Genomic DNA, 17,495 nt, shown 5'->3' on the forward strand with positions numbered 1-17,495 from the left:
TGACCCACTACATCGCCCGATCACTCCTCGAAGCCGGCGGCTTCAGACCCCGGCTACACCCTCATCTGCGTTGAGCCTAGAATCCGGCACTGAGTTCCGCTACAAACGCCGTGGGTTGAGAGCCGCGAAGCGTCAAGCATCCTGGACAGGGCAACGCACCCTCGTCATCGCTGTAGCGGAATCGTTCGTTTACGGGACGACAGGCCGTCCCATATGACGCACCGTCACCGGACAACCCTTCTCGGGCGGTCTTGCGAACATTCGGGCGTGGGTTTCCGCCGATGACCTGCACCGCCTCCGCAACGGGTTCCTCCTACGGGACGGACAACTGGACCGACCGCAACCGCTGCGAGGGCGGACCACTGAGCGTTAGGGGGTCCCGTCCGGCTCCGATGCCCTCTCCAGGCTTCGGACCACTGCCAGGCGGTGGAGCTCAGACCGTCGGATGAGGAGTGCGGCAACGGGCGCCCGCGATCGCGCTGGCGGCGTGCTGATTGGTCGTCATTCGCGCCCTTTGGTTCCTTCGCGCACCATCCGACGATGTTCGCCGCGGCCGGCGGCGTGCCCGCGTTGCGGGCGGAGTCGTTCAGTCGCGAGCGATGCGAAGGGCGACCCAGAGCGCGCACCTTCGGCAGATGTAGGCCGGTTCGCTCCCGAGTGCGTGGAGCGACCTTCGTGGCCGCTGGCGGCCGCAGCACGAGCATCGTTGCTGGGTGTCATCGGCCATGTCGCGATGGTGCCACGGGCCGGTGACCTTCGCGGGTCACAGGTAGCGGCAGACGTCCTCGGGGGAGCATGTGGCCGGGTCGCCGGTGGTGGCGTGCTCGCGCAGGATGGCGATCGTGGTGCGTAGCTGCGCGAGCTCGGCGAGCTGCCGGTCGATGACCGCGAGGCGGGTGTCGAGCAGGTCGGTGACGTGCTGGCAGGGGGCCTGGCCCCGGTCTCGGATGGCCAGCACCTGGCCGATCTGGGCCAGGGTCAGCCCGGCGGCTTGGCCCCGGCGGATGAAGTGCAGCCGGTCGAGCACCTCGGGGCCGTAGTCCCGGTACCCCGCCGGGCTGCGGTCGGGGTCGGGGAGGAGTCCGACGTCCTCGTAGTACCGCAGGGTCTTAGCTGTCGTGCCCGACGCCTGAGCCACCTCACCGATCCGCATGCCACTCATTCTGCCTTGACCTTCCAGTGCACTGGAAGGTCGATCCTGGTCCTGAGGCGCGGCAACAAGGGAGGACTTATGACGGCAACGGACAAGGGCAGGTCGTATGACCTGGCAGTGATCGGGTCCGGTGGGGCGGCGTTCGCGGCCGCGATCCGCGCCACCACCCTGGGCAAGCGGGTGGTGATGATCGAGCGCGGCACCATCGGCGGTACCTGCGTGAACACCGGGTGTGTGCCCTCCAAAGCCCTGCTCGCGGCCGCCGAGGCCCGCCACGTCACACTCGACGCCGCCCGGTTCCCCGGTCTGCCACTCCCCGACGCCCCACCGGTCGACATGCCCGCCATGGTCGCCGGCAAGGACAAGCTCGTCGGATCGCTGCGCAGCGAGAAGTACGCGGCCCTGGCCGCCGAGTACGGGTGGGCCCTCCACCCCGGCGAGGCCACCTTCGTCGGCACACCGACTGAGCCGGCACTCCGCGTGACCGGCCCGGACGGCACGGCGGAAACCGTCCGGGCCGCGCACCACCTCATCGCTACCGGCTCCACGCCCTGGGCGCCGCCGGTCCCCGGCCTGCAGGAGGCCGGTTATCTGACCTCGACGACCGCGATGGAGCTGGACCACGTCCCGGAGTCGCTGCTGGTCATCGGCGGCGGCTACGTCGCCATGGAGCAGGCCCAGCTCTTCTCCCGCCTCGGTGCCCAGGTCACCATGCTCGTCCGCTCACGGCTGGCCTCCCACGAGGAACCCGAGGCCGCCACCGCCCTGGAAGAAATCCTCGCCGACGAAGGCATCGAGATCATCCGCGGCGCGGTGCCCACCGCGGTGCGCCGCGACCCGGCCACCGGCGAGGTCACGGTCACCGCCACCACCGCCGACGGCTCACACGAGCTCCGCGCGGCCGAGCTCCTCGTTGCCACCGGCCGCCGCCCGGTCACCGGCACGCTCGGCCTCGACACCATCGGCGTGCGCGCCGGCAAGCGCGGCGAGGTCATCATCGACAGCCACCTGCGCACCACGAACCCGCGGATCTGGGCCGCGGGTGACGTCACCGCCCACCCGCAGTTCGTGTACGTCGCCGCGGCCCACGGCGCCCTGGTCGCCGACAACGCCCTCACCGGAGCCGGCCGGGAGGTCGACTACCGCCACCTGCCCCGGGTCGTGTTCACCAGCCCCGCCCTGGCCTCCGTCGGAATGACCGACCAGCAGGCCCGCACTGCCGGGATCCGCTGCGACAGCCGCGTCCTGCCCCTGGCGCACGTCCCGCGCGCCATCGTCAACCGTGACACCCGCGGGCTCATCAAGATCGTCACCGACGCCGACACCGGCCGCATCATCGGCATCACCGCCCTCGCCCAGGACGCCGGTGACCTCGCCGCCGCCGGCGTCTACATCCTCGAGGCCGGCATGACCACCGACCAGGTCGCCAACCTCTGGAGCCCCTACCTGACCATGGCCGAAGGCCTCAAACTCACCGCCCAAACCTTCACCACCGACATCACCAAACTCTCCTGCTGCGCAGCATGAACCCGCACAGGGATCCCTATACCGGAGCGTCGAGCCTGGCGACCTCTCTCGTTCGCTTTGGCTCCGTCAGAGACCGAACGCTCCTCCGCTGACGAGGATGACGATGCCGAGGCCGATCAGGACGATGGGGAACAGGATGTGTTCCCAGCGCTCGAGGACTTCAGCGATCGGCGGCCGGGTGGCAACGAACTTGGCGACTACGACCAGGACCGCGACGAGCGCGAGGAAGACGAGGCAGTAGGCGACCACTGCGATGGGTTCCACGCTGAGGAAGACGGGGACATAGACGCCGATGTTGTCTCCGCCGTTGGCGAAGGTGACTCCTGCGACGGTCCACGCGCTGACCTTCGTGCCCGTGACCTTGGCGTCATCGTCGTCATCGTCTCCGCGCCAGGCTTGCCATGCAGCCCAGAGACCGAGGGCCAGGGGGATGAGCCCGAAGTACGGGATAGCTGCTGAGGGCAGGAATGCTCCGGCTCCGATAGTCACCAGCACAGCGGCACCGAGGATGCAGGTGAACCCCACGTACTGGCCGACCAAGATGCGGGTGGTCGTCCCGCGTTGGCCCGCGCCGCGGGCGAAGAACAAGGAGAGCACGATGATGTCGTCGATGTTGGTCGCGATGAACAGGCCGATTGCCTGCAGGACCGCAGCCAGGATCACGCGCCCGCCTCTGCTGCGTCGCATCCGTGCACCGAGCAGGCAGGATCGATGCACGGGGCGTTCTCGTCAACCGCGAGGGTGACGTCAACCAGGGCGGTCAGCGCCTGCGTCAGGTGGGGATCGGCGATCTCGTAGCGCGTCTTGCGGCCCTCGGGTTCGGCAGCAACGATGCCGCAGTCGCGCAGGCACGCCAGATGATTGGACACGTTGGAGCGTGTGAGGTCCAGATCGCGGGCCAGCTCTGCCGGGTAGGCCGGCCGGTCGAGCAGCGTCAGGATGATCCGGGACCTGGTCGGGTCGGCCAGCGCGCGGCCCAACCGGTTCATCACGTCCAGGCGAGAAGCAATGGTCAGCATGCGCTGAACTATACAGCGAGGACTGAAGTGGTTTTACGCAACCCGGAGTCGCTAAGCGTGCGAACGAGGCTGTGTCAGTTGGGGATCGACCCACGGGACGATTCGCCCGATCATCAGGGAACTCACGAAGCGGCGACAGAACCCCGCCACATAACGGCCAAGGCCACAGTCGTGTCGGCGACACGCCGCTCAAAAACCTCGTTCAAAACCCCCGCCGGTTCAGAACCCCCGGCGGGGGTTTTCGCTACGGTCACGGCATGGCGATCACCTTCGGCTACGCACGGGTCTCGACGTCGACGCAGAACCTCGACGGGCAGCGCGACGCGCTCGTGGCTGCCAGCGTCGATGCCCGGCACCTGCGGGTCGAGACCGCGTCCGGGCGACGGGACGACCGTCCTGTCTTGACACAGTTGCTCGCCGAGGTCGCCGAGGGCGACACCGTCGTTGTGACGAAGCTCGACCGTCTCGGGCGAAGCCTGTCCCACCTCGTGCGCGTCGTCGACGAGCTGGAGCGCCGCGGCGTCACTCTGCGGTCCCTGTCGGAAGCCATCGATACGAGTAGCGCCGGCGGCCGGTTCATGGTTCACATGCTTGCAGCCCTCGCGCAGATGGAGGCTGACCTGATCCGGGAACGCACGATCGACGGCCTTGCGGCCGCTCGAGCTCGAGGCCGTACCGGTGGCCGGCCCAGGGTCATGACCCCCGACCGCATCGCCGCTGCGAGAGCATCGCTCGCTGGCGGGCAGTCCGTCGCCGCCGTGGCGCGTGCCCTCGGTGTATCGGTATCGAGCATCCGCCGGCACGTCGTTGGGGCCGCCGCGCCTCTAGCATCCAAGGATGGACCGCTACCCCAGCCCGATCGATCCGACACCAAGGACCGGGCTACAGAAGGCGGGTGAGGTGCTTCTTGCGGGCGGCGTCGGCGGCCTCGTCACTGTCGGTCTTGCAGCAGCCGCGAGCACGGTTCCACCTTCCAACTGGTGGATCGTTGGTGCGTTGATCCTTGTCGGCATTGTCTTGCTCGGCATCAACTGGCTTCGCCGGCGACAGCTAGACGCCAGGGTGTGGGACACCGAGCAGTGGGATCACCTTCGACAGAACGAGTACCGAAGACGAGAGGGCCTCTTCCTCATCCACAGTGCCATCCCCTACCAGCACCCCACGGACGACACCCGGGAGTGGTGGACCGTCACGATCCAGTTGGCTCAGCACGGGAGCGGGCCCCTCAGTAACGAGGAAATCAAGCACGTTGTGTACTCGTTCGGCCCGAAGTTTGACGAGGGCCCACATCCCCGGCAGAACCCGCAGGACAACTTCCGCTATGAGACCGAACTGCATGGGTCGGTCCTGGTGCTGGGGCGGGTCATCTTCAAGAGCTGGCGCAAGCGGCCGTTGATCGTGGAGCGGTACATCGACGTACCCCCACGATAAGGCCTCTACCGCGGTCATCGTGCTGCCGGTTCGCCTCAACCGACGTCGTCTACGTCTGACTACTGTCGACCCCGCGTCACGGCACTTGCCCAGAGCCAGGCCCAGCCCTGGCGACTATGTTGATCGAGGTATTAACCGGCTAATCGGGCTCTTCGCAGTTGAGGGGGGTCACGGGGTGAGTCCGCCGGCGACGAGGAGCATGCGTAGGCGGTAGTTGTCGCGGTTGCGGAAGCCGCGGGCGATGCGGCGGGCGAGTTCGATGAGACCGTTCACTGCTTCGGTGCCGCCGTTCGAGGAGCGGTCGGTGGTGAAGTAGGCGAGGAACGCGGTGCGCCACTTGCGCAGGGTCCGGCCGAGGCGGGCGATCTCGGGGATCGGGCACGACGGCAGGGACGCCAGGACGCGTTCGGCCAGGCGTCGCCCTTCGGGCAGGTTCTTGGTGCGGTAGGCGGTGCGGATCTGCTGGGCGGCCTGCCAGGCGATGAGCACTTCGTCGTGGGCGTCGTCGGCAGCGATCGCCCGCCCGAGACGGTCGCGTTGCCGGTCGGTGAGTCGTTCCGGGGCGGCGCGCAGGATGTTGCGGATCCCGTAGAGCGGGTCACCGGCCCTGCCTCGGTGGCCGAGGGTGGCCTGCTGGACTCGGCGGCGGACCTCGTCGATGGCCTGGTTCGCGAGCTTGACGACGTGGAACGCATCGAGCACCGCGATGGCGTCGTCGAGCTGGTCGTCGATCGCGTTCTTGTAGCCGTGGAAGGGGTCCAGGGTCGCGATCTGGACCTGGTCGCGGAAGTCTTTGCCGCGGGCGTCCAGCCAGGTCCGGTAGACGGTGCCGGAGCGTCCGGGCACCAGGTCCAGCAGCCGGGCGTGGGTGCGGCCCTGCTCATCGCGGGTCAGGTCGACCATCCCGGTCAGTTCCTTCGGGCCGCGCAGCCTCGTGCTGACGTGGTGCCACACGTGCTCGTCGACTCCGAGCGTGGTGACGCCGTCGAACCGGGACTCATCCGCCGCCGCGGCGACGAGCGCGGGACGGACCGCAGTCCACACGGTCCACCACGAGACTGCGAGCTGGCGGGCCAGGCCCGCGACCGAGGCGTTCTCGGCCCTCAGTTGGCCGATCGCCCAGTCGACCGCCCGGCAGGTCAGCACGGCCCGCGGGACGGCAACCTCGAGGTTCTGCTCGGTGAACGAGCCGACCTCGCAGCCCGGATCCGGGCAGACCCAGCGCCGCTTGCGCCACCGCAACCGGACCGGGCAACCGAACGCCGGGGCATCGATCAGCTCGACCGTCCTGCGCCCCTTCGACGTCGCGACCACGGCGCAGGCCGGGCAGCCCATCAGCCCGGGCGCTGACTCGACGGTCGCGATCAGGGCGTCGTCGTCGCGCTCGACGTCGATCACATGCAACCGCTCGAGCCCGACCAGCAGATCGCAGCGCATGCAGTACCGATGAGCAGATGTCGCATCAGGGAAGGACGAACTACAGGCCGTAGGCTCGGACACGTCGAGGCCTCTCTGGAACAGGATGCTTGGTCGCTCCCGATCCTGGAGGCCTCGACCCCTACCCGGGACGTCACCTTGGTGCTCGGCGTGTCACCGAGGCCCCCCTCAACTGCGATGAGCCGCTAATCGATGTCGAGGTACTCGCTGGAACGGGCCCCGTGTCCGTCGCTGGGACCCTGCTGCCGCCAAACCCGCCACCAGACGAACCTGCAAGTCAACGCACCGTTGCGCTGATCACCTCACGCGGGCTGATGAGAACACCTCAGAGTGTTGCGGTCAGTAGTCTTCGGGCACTCCCGGCTTCGTGGTAGCGAGTGTCGACTCCAATTCGGTGATGTCTTCCCCGGCCAGTGTCTGCTCCAGGGCTGGCTCGTCCTCCGCAGGAGTCTCGTGGAGATCACGTTGCTGCGATGGTGATACCACCTCTCCCATCACCTCACCATTGCCGATGATGCCGTCGTCGAACGGCACCATGGCGCTCAGCCCGAGCGAGTTCCAGCGTGCAGGTACAGGTACTGGCTCGTCCGGAACTTCCGGCAGCCAGTAAAGAGCGAAGATGTAGGAGTGGCCGACCTCGAGTCTGGGAGCCCCTTCGGCAACCATCTCGGTCTTCTCGCCATCGGCAAGAGTCCAACCAAATCCTGGCATGGTGAACTCACCCTCAGGAGCGGCGTGGGCTGGGTCGTCCGCGGACCAGATGATCTCGTCCGCGTGCAGCGTGACCTCGCGGTCGACTGAACCTTCCCCGGTCTCTTTCTCATGGTCATCCAGCGGCATTTCCCGCTCGGCGGTCACGGTGGCGACAACTACGTGGTCCGCGTAGGTGACCCAGTCCGTGGCAGTGGAGTTGGGGTACGGTTCCAAGCCGTGGACCGTTGTAGTGCCAGGCGATGAGGCACAGCCAGCGACCAGGGCAACTGCGAGTGTAAGTCCGCTCGCCACCGTTCGATTCTTCATGTCTGACTCTCCCTCGATGGTAGAGGTCTAGTAATTGGCGTTGATGTTGTCTTTCTGATTCTGCCCCAAAGGCGCACCATCGGGAACGGGCGTCTGCATGCATCCAAGCCGGTCATCTCCCCGGCTGAGCTTCGGACTGGCTTCACTGCCGTGAAGGAGTCCGACTGCGTGGCCAGATTCGTGGCAGATGACCTTCTTCTGGTAGTTGCCCGGCAGAATGTCGACGTACTGCTGATCGCATCGATGCGAGTTTGCGACGGGAGCGTTGCACCACGTGGCGCCTATGAGCCCATTCGGGAGTGAGCTCTCTTTGTAGATGATGTCGGTTTCACCTGAGCCACTGTAGACAGGATCGGTCACACGGACCATCCTGAGGTCGGTCGGATCGAACCGCTCCGGCGCTCACCGACAGGATCGCGGCGATCGTCACCATCCAGACAACCATGCGCCGCCGGCGGCCGCCCGGTAGTTCTTCGTCGTACGTGGGTCGTGGTGGTGCCGTGGTCATCCAGTTGTGATGCCCAGTACCTCTTGTGGTCAGGTGTGAAGCGTGTCACTATTCTCCCGTCCTGGCAACGAATGCCCGGGGAGACGAGGGGTCAGTGAAGAACCGAACTCAGATTCGCGGCGCAGGAGTCTTGGTAGTCGCTCTATCGCTCACAGCGGGCGTGACAGCAGGGGCTCTTGCCGCCAGCGACGCGGCTGAAGGCGCGCCCGATGTATTCGTGCTGCAGGGCGAGGGCATAGTTGCGGCACCATCCGATGACCTGATCGATGACATTGCTGCAGTGCGCGGAAGTGAATCCGTCGATCTGGAGGACCCGCTGCTGTGGCAGAACGACTTTTCGGTCGCGGTCACGACGCTGCAGGAGCAGTACCCGAAAGCCTACAGCGCCTCGGCGGTTGACACCGACGCGGGGCAGGCCTGGGTCCCGTTTGCCCAGGATGCCCCTGCCGGCGCGCTTGCTCTTCTCGGGGAGTTGCCGGTCGACATCGAGATCCGGGAGGGCGTCGGATGGAGCGAGGAGGAGATCGCCTCTGTTGGCGAGCAGGCCCACTACGCAGCCCTGAAGGAGACTGCGTCCTTCAAGGACGTCTACACGAACACCGATGCCGCGTCCGGCAGGGTAAGTGTCTACGTGGAGCCGGCAGATGGTATGTCGATCGACAGGGCGAGGTCGGCCCTCAGTAGCGTCGAGGCGCGATCCGATGTGGCTCGCAGTGCCGAGGCGTCGGGCGTCCCTGGCATCGAGGTCGAGTACTTCGTCGACGTTGATCTCGACGGTGGGCTGGACGCGATCTACGGAGGCGGGAAGCTGACCTCAGGAAGCAGCTATTGCACCTCAGGATTCTCGGTCCGCAAGGGCACTACGTACAACAACGGACTGATCACCGCAGCGCACTGTCCCAACACTCTGAAGTACGGCTCGAACTCGCTGAACTTCAGGAAGGCGTCGTCGACACGCGATGTCCAGTGGCACAGCGACAATCAGACAGCGCCGCCCAAGTTCTACGTCGCGGACACGACGTTGAGAAACGTGGACGTCTCGTCGAACCCTCCGGTGGGTACGCGGGTATGCCGCTATGGACGCACCAACGACGCGACCTGTGACAGGGTCGCGCTGCTGAACCAGTGCCGGGGGAACTACTGCGGTCTCGCGATGGTTTACGAGCGCAGGGCTGCCCCGGGGGACAGTGGAGGCCCTTGGTACTACGGAAACGTGGCCTACGGCGTGCACAGCGGATACATCACCATCGACAGCCAGCGACGAGACGTCTTCACGCCTCTTCAGAAGGCTGTCACTCACCTCGACATCGGAACCAAGCTATGACTGGGCTGGGCCGGCTCCCTTCCCGTAGCCCATCGACGGTGACAGCTGTGTTACTCGTGGGAGCACTGCTGGGAGCATGTGGCTCCGTATCCGGCACGTCAGGGGCGGCGTCCAATGTGACGATCGAGACGCAAGCCGGAACCACTGCCCTGATGCAGGTAGCGGACCTGGGCGGCGGCGATGCTGCATTCGAAGGCATCGTGACCGTGAGCCCCGAAGGATGTCTCGGGCTCGCTCCACCTGATGGCAGTGACGATGTCACTGTCGTCGTCTGGCCGGCGGGCGTATCGCTTTCTGGCGAAGGAGAGCTCAAGACCTCCTCTGGGGAGGCGCTCGTCGTTGGCGACAAGGTGTTCGGCGGTGGCGAGATGTTCGACGACCTTCAGGAGCACAAGGGTGAGGCAGTCGCGGGCTGCGTGGCGGAGGGCGAGCCTGGGTATGTCTTGGGCTCTGTCGAGAAGCTGACGGAGTAGAGCGCGCGACAACCCCTCAGGATTCCGGATGTCGGCTCTGAGGGGGCATGCGCGTTCCAAGCGTCGCCCGCCGCGCCCGCCGCCTGGCGGCGGGCGCGGCTCGGGGTCGTCCGTCGTCATGCTCGAACTCGGTACCCCGTCCGCCGTCGTGATCTCAGCCTGCATCACCTGGACCCGCTTTTAGGAGACATGCCCTAGTCGAAATTGAGGAGCTCTACGGTGGCGACCTCCGGGAGTTCATCCCCGATGCCGAACGATTCCCCGTCGGATCGGACACGACCGACGAGCCTGACGTCCCCGGTCAGTAGGCGAGCACAGGAGGGAGGGGCTCACGCCTAAAATGGCTTGGGCCTCTCCTCGCCGACTACCGCTGGCCCCGGGCCTCGCGCCGGCCCGCGTCGGGCCCCGCCGTCGTGGAGACACACCACCTGTGGTGGCAGTCAGTTCGCTGCTGTTGCCGGGCTCAACCCGTGGCGACGCGCCCGATCCAGACAGTTGCGGAGCGCATAGGTCAACCGGCGGCCTCGGCTTCGGTAATGAGTGCGTCGAGTCGCTTTATCAGGTCGTGGTGGCGTTTGGCCTCATCGATCCAGCCGCGCTGCTCGGCGTCCCGAGCGAGGGCGTCGGCGTCGACGCGTTGCGCGGCGAGGATCGGCAGGGAGGTTGCGTCGGTTCGGTAGCTGGGGCAGTGCTCGCAGATGTTTGCGTAACTGCAGGCGCCCTGGGCGGTGGCGCGCAGGCAGAAGCCGCCGGCCATGCGCGACTTGAGCAGGGGTGTGGTGCGCCAGTCCTTGCCGCCGGTGATGTCTGTCAGCGGCAGCCTGATGCGTCCAGCTTCGGCACCGCCACCGCTGATGGGGTCCGAACCTGCCGACACGTGATTCTTCGCGAGTTCGAGTGCGCGTTCGTACTCGGTTCGGACGGTGGTGTCGAACAGGCGGCCGTATCGCAGGCTCATCTCTGCGCTGGCGTGTCCGAGGAGCGTCATCAGGGACTGGAGGGACACTCCGGCGTTGACGAGCGCGGTGGCGTAGGTGTGTCGCAACTGGTGGGAGGTGATGTGTCCCAGTCCGGCCGTGTGCGAGGCGCGATCGAGTTCGCGGCGCATGCCTTCGGTGCTCAGGCGCCGCCCGTGGTAGGTGAACAGGAACTGGGCTGGGCGTCCGTAGCGCGGGTGCGGCAAGGCTCGGCCGTGGTCTCGGACCCGGATGATGCGATCGACGATGTCGAGCGTCTCGCGGTCGAGGGGAACCATGCGTTCGGAGTCCAGTTTCCCGAGCGGGACCTTGAGCCAGGCACCGTTGCCGTCGATCTCGTGGACGCAGTCGAGTTCCAGGTCGAGCAGTTCGCCGATCCGCAGGCCGCACGCGCGTTGCAGCCGCAGCGCGAGAGCGGCGAGTTCGTTCTCAGGGTGCTCGGTCAGCGCCTTGGTCAGACGCCGGTCGGTGTCGACGGGGAGGTAGCGCGGCAGGACCTTGGGCAGTCTCGGGACGTCGTCACGGAAGAGGATCTTGCGCGGCGGTGCAGCGTCCCAGTCCCACTCGGTGATGTCGTTCAGGAAGGCTGCGATGGTCACGACGCGGCGATTGCGGTCCCCGGGGTAATGGGCTCTCCGTCGCGCATCCTGGCCGTGTCGACCAGCGATGCGAGCCACGGCTCGATGTGGCGCTGGCGGTCCAGGTCGCGGATCGTGCGCAGGTCGGGGTCGATCTCGGTGAGGAAGGTGCCGAACTGGTTCAGCTTGGTGGTGATCCCGTCGACCGTGTGTTGGGTGCAGGTGGCCCGCTTGCGACGCAGGTAGGCGACGAGCTCCGCGCGCAGGGGGACGGCGACGCTGGCCAGGCGTTCCTCCGGGCTCATGGCCGGACGGTGCGGCTTGCGCGGCAGGTCCGTCAGGACGCCGAGGTGGTAGAGGACTCTGCCGGTGATGTTGATGGCGACCAGGTAGTGGTCCTGGTTCTTGCCGTTGCGGCGTCCCCGCGCGCGGCAGGCGTCGGCGAAGTCCTCCAGGTCGTCGACCGTGAGGTCGTCGAGCCGGCGACCGGTCTGGATCAGCAGGCGGGCCGGGACCTGGGACCCAGTAGCGAGCCTGGTCTGTGCAGCGAGTCCGAGCATCTGTGCGCCGTCGAGGAAGCGGTTGATCTCGGGGCCGAGCGGGCTGTTGCCGATCTCTCGCCACAGCGGCGACAGGTGACGTTCGAGCAGGTAGTCGTAGCCGGGCTGCAGACGGCGGTGGAGCATGAGGTAGGTGAGTAGCGGGCGGGTGTCCTTGTCCGCGGCGAGCCGCTCCTCGACGGGCTGGGCGGCCCAGTCCTGCGGGTCGGACCACGTGCGGAAGAATCGGCGCGCCGCGCTCTTGAAGTGCGCGCTGCGGCGGCCGGTCGCGGCGAGGTACTCGAGGTATGCGGCGAGCAGGTCCTCGCCGCTGCTGACTTCGTCGGGTGCGTCAGCGCGCTTGGGAGCGGAGGCGTTCTCGTGCGGCATCGAATTCGGCTTTCACGTGGGCTGGGGCCAGGTGGACGTAGCGGGCGGTCGTGTTCACGTGCGTGTGGCCAAGAAGGGCCTGCATCACCGCCAGATCGACTCCGGCCTCGGCCAGCGCGGTGCTGAACGTGTGCCGCAGCGCGTGCGGGTGCCCGGCGCGCACGCCTGCCAGCTCGCGGTGGTAGCGGAAGATCGTGCGTAGCCCGGCCGGGGTGAGGGGGTCGCCGCGGTGCGGTCCCTTGGCGACCAGGAACAGGCGGTCGGATGTGGAGTCTGGGCGCTCGGCCAGCAGGTAGATGTCGATGACGGACGCGACGTCGCCGTCGAGGGGGACGCGGCGCTCCTTGGCGCCCTTGCCCATGACTGTCACCCATCGGGCGCCGATGTCGACGTCCTTCACGCCCAGCGCGAGGGTCTCGCCTGAGCGGAGCCCCGACCACAGCATCAGCCCGGCGATCGCGCGGTCGCGCCACGTGCGCAGGCTGCCGACGAGCGTTCGTGCTTCGTCCTGTGTCAGCGCGGTGGGAAGTCGGCGCGGCTCTCGTAGCCGCAGGGCGGAGCGGCGTGGGCGCCGGCGACGAGTGTGCGCGAGCATCCCGGTGCGTTCGCCTGCGGTGAGTTGGCGCGCCTCGCGCCCCTTGGGTACCGGATTGCGCCGGTCTGGGTCCCGCAGCCCTGCGAAGGTGAACAGGCCGGAGATCGCCGCGAGGCGTCGGTTGATCGTCGTCGCGGCGTACTGGTCCAGCCGCCTTCCGTCCATTCCGACCACGTTGGGTCCCGGCCGGCCGGGCACGGACGCCTCCCGGCACGCCCGCAGGTAGTCCAGCAACGTGTTGGTCTCGACGGTGTCCAGGTCGACGTCCTGCTCGGCCAGCCAGCGGCAGAACGCGAGCAGGTCATACCCGTAAGCCCGGACCGTGGCTGGGGAGTAGTTCCGGTCCCGTAGGTGTTCGAGGTAGTCGTTCGCGAGGCCGAACCGCGCAGCGGCTTCACCGGTCAGCACCCACTGACCGTCGTGCTCCTGCAGCCGTAGACCGGCCCGGGCCTCCACCATGGACACACATGTAGCACTGCTGGCCTCGCGGAGCCGGCAACCGCCCATCCCGGCGTGTCGCTGACCAGGGAAAACGCGCCGATTAGCCGGTTAAGAGGTAGCGAACCTGCACCTGCCGTGGCGTCCACGCGATTGCCTCAGCCTCGACGAGTGCGGCCCCGGACTGCCGCTGCACGATCCACGCACGTGCAGGGATCCCATGAGGTGGCCGCGAGACGCGGACGCCGTCTCGTGCGGCTGCCGGAGCCTCCTCGGCCTGGTCCCGCAGCGGCACCGTCTCGATTCCATCCGGCCACCCACCAGGCGGCTCGCGTCGTCGATTCCCCACTACACCAGACTACGCGAACACTAGAACTAGTGTTCTCATTGCCCTCCTGGCCTGGCCGGGCCAGGACCGCCGCGGCTGATCGTCGCGCCCCCGTGCAGGCTACGTGGCTTGTGCGGAGAAGCGGAGCGCTATAGCCTTGGTTATAGGAGGTGGTCGAGTTGTCTTTGACCGAGGACCCGGCGGTGGCCGCCGTGGTGCGGCTGCGCCGCCGGCAGGCTGTAGACCGGTTGGATGAGCTGCGGGCGGTTCGCGTGCTGGCGAAGACGATGAAGCAGACGGAGTTGGCCAAGGTGCTGGCGATTAGCCAGCCCTCGATCAACAAGGCGCTCAAGGCTGCTGCGAAGGTGCCCGAGGTGCGTGAGGGCTTCTCGGGTGGGTCGCCGTACGAGATCGTGCAGCGGTTCGCTGCGGGCCAGATCGACAGGGACCAGCTGGTCGACGAGCTCGGCCGTTGGGAGTACGCCCGCACGCCGGCGACCGACGGCGTCGACTGGCTCGCCGACGAGCCTGTGGGCACGTTCGAGGAGGTCGGGCGCGCGCTCGACGAGGGGCTGATTGACGAAGACACGTACACCGCGATCCTGGAAGCCCGGCGGTAGGTCGCTCAGACTCGTCTCCCGTGACACCTGAGGAGCTGCACGAACATGCTGGGCACCGGGAGACGGTGCGCGCGTTCTCCAAGGCCGGTGGGCCGCTGGACAAGGATGGTCCGAACGCGACGCTGAGGAATCCTGACTGGTTCCTCGATGGCGACGTGGCCAGCCCTACGGCGGGGCGACGTGCGTTGTGGCGTCGTCTGCTCGACGAGGCGCGCGCCGAGGTTCCGGGTGTGCGGCACGAGGGCAAGGCGATCGTGCTGGCGGGTCCTCCAGGAGCCGGCAAGGGGCACGTGCAGAACGATGTCCTCGGGCTCGACAGGAGTGCATGGCTCGTCGTCGACGCGGACAAGTTCAAGGAGAAGCTGCTGCGCGAGGCGGTCGCCGACGGCAGCTACGAGGGCTTCCTCAAGCCGCAGGCCGTCGCAGATCGCGAGGCCGACGGAGAGCAGTTCTTCCCCCTCGAGCTCGCCGCGCTCGTTCATGAGGAGTCGTCCTACCTCGCGCGGCGCCTGCGCGATGAAGCGATGCGGGACGGGGCGAACATGGTTCTGGATTCGGTGCTCTCGGACCCGGACAAGGCGGTGCAGCTCGGTGGCCGGCTGGCGGCTGCGGGCTACGAGGTTCAGGTCGTCGACGTCGAGGTGCCGTACGAGCTGTCTCAGGTTCGGATCGCGCAACGCTGGCAAGAGGCGTACCAGGGCGCCGTCGTGACCGGTGACGGTCTTGGAGTGCGCTGGGTGCCGAGCGTCTACGCCTGAGACGTCATCAGTCCTCGACCCCATGAAGTGCCTTGGTGCGGCGCACCAGTTCTGCCGCGTCGGATCTGCCTCCACCTTCGGGTTTTGTGCTGGCGCGAACCCGTGCGGCGTCCGCGGCGCGCTGAGCGCGCCCCTCGTCGTTGACGTGCACGTGATGGTCCTGGACCACGCCGCGTCGCCGAGGTTCGCCGGCCGCCGCGTTGTCGTCGGTGCGCTCCTGGTGATTCGAGGCCGCAGCGCCATGACCTACGGGTGCAGAAGTGGCCCGACATTTGCTTGACAGCAAACAGAAGTCGCGTAGTGTGCGCGATATGGTCAATGATGACGACGTCCGTGGACCCCGTACCGGTGTCTGGTTCATCGGCGCTCGCGGCTCGGTCGCGACGACCGCCACCGTCGGCGCGCTCGCCCTCGCGCGGGGCGGCACCGCGCCGACCGGTCTGGTCACGGAGCTCGAGGAGGTGTCCCGGGCAGGGCTGCCGGCCCTCGACGGCCTGGTGTTCGGCGGGCACGACCTCGCCGGCAGCATGGTCGAGCGGGCCCAGGAGCTCGCCCGCTCGGGGGTGGTACCGCCCGAGACGGTCACCGAGGTGCTCGACGGGCTCGCCGCGGTCGATGCCCGGGTCCGCCCGGGTGCCACCGGAGCCGCGGACCGCGCCACCGCCGACCGGCTCGAGCAGGACCTGCGCGACTTCCGCGCCGAGCACGATCTCGACCACCTCGTCGTCATCGACGTCTCCAGCACGGAACCACCGTCGCCCGAGGCCGCCCGTATCGGCTCCCTCGACGAGCTCGACCGCGCGCTCGACGACGGGACCGCAGCGCTCCCGCCGTCGTCCCTCTACGCGTACGCCGCGTTCCGGGCCGACTGTCCCTTCGTGGAGTTCACCCCGTCGACCGGTCCGCACGTGCCCGCGCTCGAGGAGCTCGCCAAGGCCCGGCACCTGCCGTGGGCCGGGCGGGACGGGAAGACCGGCGAGACCCTCCTGAAGTCGGCGCTCGCGCCGATGTTCGCGATGCGCGCCCTCGACGTCCGGTCGTGGGCGGCGTTCAACATCCTCGGGGGCGGGGACGGCCGCACGCTGGCGGACCCGGCCGCGGCGGCGAGCAAGACGGCCACGAAGGCCATGGCGCTGGAGGCGATCCTCGGCTACCCCGTCGACGGGCCGGTCCGGATCGACCACGTCGCCGACATGGGCGACTGGAAGACGGCCTGGGACCACGTGTCGTTCGAGGGGTTCCTCGGGACCCGCATGCGCATGCAGGTCACCTGGGAGGGCTGCGACTCGACGCTCGCCGCGCCGCTCGTCCTCGACCTCGCCCGCCTCCTCGCGCGAGCGCAGCAGGCCGGCCAGTGCGGCCCCGTCGCCGCGCTCGGGTTCTTCTTCAAGGAGCCGCTGGGTGGCGCGTCGCACGCGCTCACCGACCAGTGGCAGGCGCTGACCCGCTGGTGCGCCGACCTCGCCGCCGCCCCGGCGGACGCGCCGTCCCACGGCGCCGCATGAGGTGGCGCGACCTCGCCGAGCTCGTCCGGCTCCCCGCGGCACTCACCGTCCCGGGTGACACGATGGTCGGCGCCGCGGCCGCGGGGTGGCCGAGCCGGGGGCGGACGGCGGCGCTCCCGCTCGCGTCCGCCGCCCTGTACTGGGCGGGCATGGCCCTCAACGACTGGTCCGACCGTGAGCTCGACGCCGTCGAGCGGCCGGACCGCCCGATCCCGTCGGGCCGGGTCCGGCCGGACGAGGCCCTGGGCGTCGCGGCCGCGCTCACCGGCGTGGGGCTCGCGTGCGCCGCGGTCGCCGGACGGCGGCCGCTCGCCGTGGGCACCGCCCTGGCGGCCGCGGTGTGGACGTACGACCTCGTCGCGAAGCCGACGGCGGCCGGGCCGGTCGTCATGGCGTCGACCCGGTTCCTGGACGTGCTGATGGGTGCCGGCGGCCGGCGCGCCGCCCTCGGTCCGGCCACCGCGCTCGGCGTGCACACGCTCGCCGTCACGGCCGTGTCGCGGGGCGAGGTGCACGGCACGACCGTCGGCACGGCCCGCACCGCCGCGGCCACCACCGTCGGCGTCGGCGCCGCGGCCGCCCTCGGCGCGCTGGTGGGTGCACGCGGTGGCACCGGCCCCGCCGTCGCCACGTCCGTCGCGGGGCCGGGCCTCGCCGCGTCGTACGTGGCCGCCGTCCTGCCCGCCCAGCTCGACGTCGTCCGCGCGCCCGACGCCGGGAACGCCCGGCGGGCCACCGGCGTCGGCATCCGGGGGATGGTTCCGCTCCAGGCCGCGCTGCTCGCCGGGCAGGACGCCGTCGGTGCCGCGCTCGGCCTGATGACCGTGGTCCCGCTGGCGCGGGCGGGTGCCAAGGTGGTGAGCCCGACGTGATCA

The 17,495-nt window shown here is 68.4% G+C and carries 18 protein-coding genes; 9 read left to right on the top strand and 9 right to left on the bottom strand.

Annotation, left to right across the window (positions count from 1 at the left end):
* Nucleotides 1-763: 763 nt before the first annotated feature.
* On the bottom strand, nt 764-1,153 hold the full coding sequence (locus ACWAT2_RS03765; RefSeq protein ID WP_028708020.1) for a heavy metal-responsive transcriptional regulator: 390 nt from the start codon (nt 1,151-1,153) through the stop codon (nt 764-766).
* A 78-nt stretch (nt 1,154-1,231) separates the two neighbouring features.
* Between ACWAT2_RS03765 and merA the strand changes: the two genes are divergently transcribed.
* The gene (gene merA, locus ACWAT2_RS03770) at nt 1,232-2,680 is read left to right on the top strand and encodes a mercury(II) reductase (RefSeq protein WP_030153508.1); all 1,449 of its coding nucleotides are present in this window, start codon (nt 1,232-1,234) and stop codon (nt 2,678-2,680) included.
* Between the two features lie 66 nt (nt 2,681-2,746).
* On the opposite strand, the gene ACWAT2_RS03775 is transcribed toward merA, so the two are convergent.
* Nucleotides 2,747-3,343, bottom strand: a complete 597-nt coding sequence (locus tag ACWAT2_RS03775) for a cadmium resistance transporter (protein ID WP_264700890.1) — start codon at nt 3,341-3,343, stop codon at nt 2,747-2,749.
* Entirely contained in the window at nt 3,340-3,699 is a 360-nt protein-coding gene (gene cmtR / locus ACWAT2_RS03780) for a Cd(II)/Pb(II)-sensing metalloregulatory transcriptional regulator CmtR (protein ID WP_028708027.1), read from the bottom strand. The genes ACWAT2_RS03775 and cmtR overlap by 4 nt, the downstream gene beginning before the upstream one ends.
* 257 nt (nt 3,700-3,956) lie before the next feature.
* Here cmtR and ACWAT2_RS03785 point away from each other — a divergent pair, with 257 nt between their 5' ends.
* Together ACWAT2_RS03785 and ACWAT2_RS03790 are read left to right on the top strand one after the other, a co-directional pair.
* Nucleotides 3,957-4,598: a recombinase family protein gene (locus tag ACWAT2_RS03785; protein ID WP_402372963.1), complete on the top strand. Its 642-nt coding sequence runs from the start codon at nt 3,957-3,959 to the stop codon at nt 4,596-4,598.
* Nucleotides 4,537-5,130, top strand: coding sequence for a hypothetical protein (locus tag ACWAT2_RS03790; RefSeq protein WP_402372966.1), 594 nt, complete (start codon nt 4,537-4,539; stop codon nt 5,128-5,130). The genes ACWAT2_RS03785 and ACWAT2_RS03790 overlap by 62 nt, the downstream gene beginning before the upstream one ends.
* Nucleotides 5,131-5,298: 168 nt before the next feature.
* Here the strand turns inward: ACWAT2_RS03790 and ACWAT2_RS03795 are convergent, their stop codons facing one another.
* From ACWAT2_RS03795 to ACWAT2_RS03805, 3 genes are all read right to left on the bottom strand, one after another.
* Complete coding sequence (locus ACWAT2_RS03795; RefSeq protein ID WP_449768913.1) at nt 5,299-6,630, bottom strand: ISL3 family transposase; 1,332 nt, start codon at nt 6,628-6,630, stop codon at nt 5,299-5,301.
* A 276-nt stretch (nt 6,631-6,906) separates the two neighbouring features.
* Nucleotides 6,907-7,494 (bottom strand): hypothetical protein, encoded by a 588-nt coding sequence (locus ACWAT2_RS03800; RefSeq protein ID WP_402372972.1) that lies wholly within the window; start codon nt 7,492-7,494, stop codon nt 6,907-6,909.
* A 120-nt stretch (nt 7,495-7,614) separates the two neighbouring features.
* The gene (locus ACWAT2_RS03805) at nt 7,615-7,947 is read right to left on the bottom strand and encodes a hypothetical protein (RefSeq protein ID WP_402372975.1); all 333 of its coding nucleotides are present in this window, start codon (nt 7,945-7,947) and stop codon (nt 7,615-7,617) included.
* A 242-nt stretch (nt 7,948-8,189) separates the two neighbouring features.
* On the opposite strand from ACWAT2_RS03805, the gene ACWAT2_RS03810 reads away from it, so the two are divergent.
* On the top strand, nt 8,190-9,419 hold the full coding sequence (locus tag ACWAT2_RS03810; protein WP_402372978.1) for a S1 family peptidase: 1,230 nt from the start codon (nt 8,190-8,192) through the stop codon (nt 9,417-9,419).
* A gap of 116 nt (nt 9,420-9,535) precedes the next feature.
* The gene (locus ACWAT2_RS03815) at nt 9,536-9,892 is read left to right on the top strand and encodes a hypothetical protein (RefSeq protein WP_402372981.1); all 357 of its coding nucleotides are present in this window, start codon (nt 9,536-9,538) and stop codon (nt 9,890-9,892) included.
* 511 nt (nt 9,893-10,403) lie between these two features.
* On the opposite strand, the gene ACWAT2_RS03820 is transcribed toward ACWAT2_RS03815, so the two are convergent.
* From ACWAT2_RS03820 to ACWAT2_RS03830, 3 genes are read right to left on the bottom strand one after another with little or no spacing between them, the layout of a single operon-like run.
* Complete coding sequence (locus ACWAT2_RS03820; protein ID WP_402372984.1) at nt 10,404-11,468, bottom strand: tyrosine-type recombinase/integrase; 1,065 nt, start codon at nt 11,466-11,468, stop codon at nt 10,404-10,406.
* Nucleotides 11,465-12,376: a hypothetical protein gene (locus ACWAT2_RS03825; RefSeq protein WP_402372987.1), complete on the bottom strand. Its 912-nt coding sequence runs from the start codon at nt 12,374-12,376 to the stop codon at nt 11,465-11,467. The genes ACWAT2_RS03820 and ACWAT2_RS03825 overlap by 4 nt, the downstream gene beginning before the upstream one ends.
* Entirely contained in the window at nt 12,339-13,430 is a 1,092-nt protein-coding gene (locus tag ACWAT2_RS03830) for a tyrosine-type recombinase/integrase (RefSeq protein ID WP_402373930.1), read from the bottom strand. Before ACWAT2_RS03830 ends, ACWAT2_RS03825 begins: the two co-directional genes overlap by 38 nt.
* A gap of 510 nt (nt 13,431-13,940) precedes the next feature.
* On the opposite strand from ACWAT2_RS03830, the gene ACWAT2_RS03835 reads away from it, so the two are divergent.
* From ACWAT2_RS03835 to ACWAT2_RS03850, 4 genes are all read left to right on the top strand, one after another.
* Nucleotides 13,941-14,357: a hypothetical protein gene (locus ACWAT2_RS03835; RefSeq protein ID WP_402372990.1), complete on the top strand. Its 417-nt coding sequence runs from the start codon at nt 13,941-13,943 to the stop codon at nt 14,355-14,357.
* Between the two features lie 20 nt (nt 14,358-14,377).
* Complete coding sequence (locus ACWAT2_RS03840) at nt 14,378-15,115, top strand: zeta toxin family protein (RefSeq protein WP_402372993.1); 738 nt, start codon at nt 14,378-14,380, stop codon at nt 15,113-15,115.
* Nucleotides 15,116-15,426: 311 nt separating this feature from the next.
* Entirely contained in the window at nt 15,427-16,620 is a 1,194-nt protein-coding gene (locus tag ACWAT2_RS03845; protein ID WP_402372995.1) for an inositol-3-phosphate synthase, read from the top strand.
* Complete coding sequence (locus ACWAT2_RS03850) at nt 16,617-17,492, top strand: SCO3242 family prenyltransferase (RefSeq protein WP_402372998.1); 876 nt, start codon at nt 16,617-16,619, stop codon at nt 17,490-17,492. Before ACWAT2_RS03845 ends, ACWAT2_RS03850 begins: the two co-directional genes overlap by 4 nt.
* Nucleotides 17,493-17,495: the final 3 nt, after the last annotated feature.

This window comes from Isoptericola sp. GX10416 (assembly GCF_056590155.1).

Excerpts from the sequence above, each read along its gene's own strand:
- ACWAT2_RS03790 (WP_402372966.1), top strand. The coding sequence starts at position 4,537 with ATGGACCGCTACCCCAGCCCGATCGATCCGACACCAAGGACCGGGCTA.
- ACWAT2_RS03825 (WP_402372987.1), bottom strand. The coding sequence starts at position 12,376 with ATGCCGCACGAGAACGCCTCCGCTCCCAAGCGCGCTGACGCACCCGAC.
- merA (WP_030153508.1), top strand. The coding sequence starts at position 1,232 with ATGACGGCAACGGACAAGGGCAGGTCGTATGACCTGGCAGTGATCGGG.
- ACWAT2_RS03845 (WP_402372995.1), top strand. The coding sequence starts at position 15,427 with ATGGTCAATGATGACGACGTCCGTGGACCCCGTACCGGTGTCTGGTTC.
- ACWAT2_RS03765 (WP_028708020.1), bottom strand. The coding sequence starts at position 1,153 with ATGCGGATCGGTGAGGTGGCTCAGGCGTCGGGCACGACAGCTAAGACC.
- ACWAT2_RS03850 (WP_402372998.1), top strand. The coding sequence starts at position 16,617 with ATGAGGTGGCGCGACCTCGCCGAGCTCGTCCGGCTCCCCGCGGCACTC.
- ACWAT2_RS03830 (WP_402373930.1), bottom strand. The coding sequence starts at position 13,430 with ATGGTGGAGGCCCGGGCCGGTCTACGGCTGCAGGAGCACGACGGTCAG.
- ACWAT2_RS03785 (WP_402372963.1), top strand. The coding sequence starts at position 3,957 with ATGGCGATCACCTTCGGCTACGCACGGGTCTCGACGTCGACGCAGAAC.
- cmtR (WP_028708027.1), bottom strand. The coding sequence starts at position 3,699 with ATGCTGACCATTGCTTCTCGCCTGGACGTGATGAACCGGTTGGGCCGC.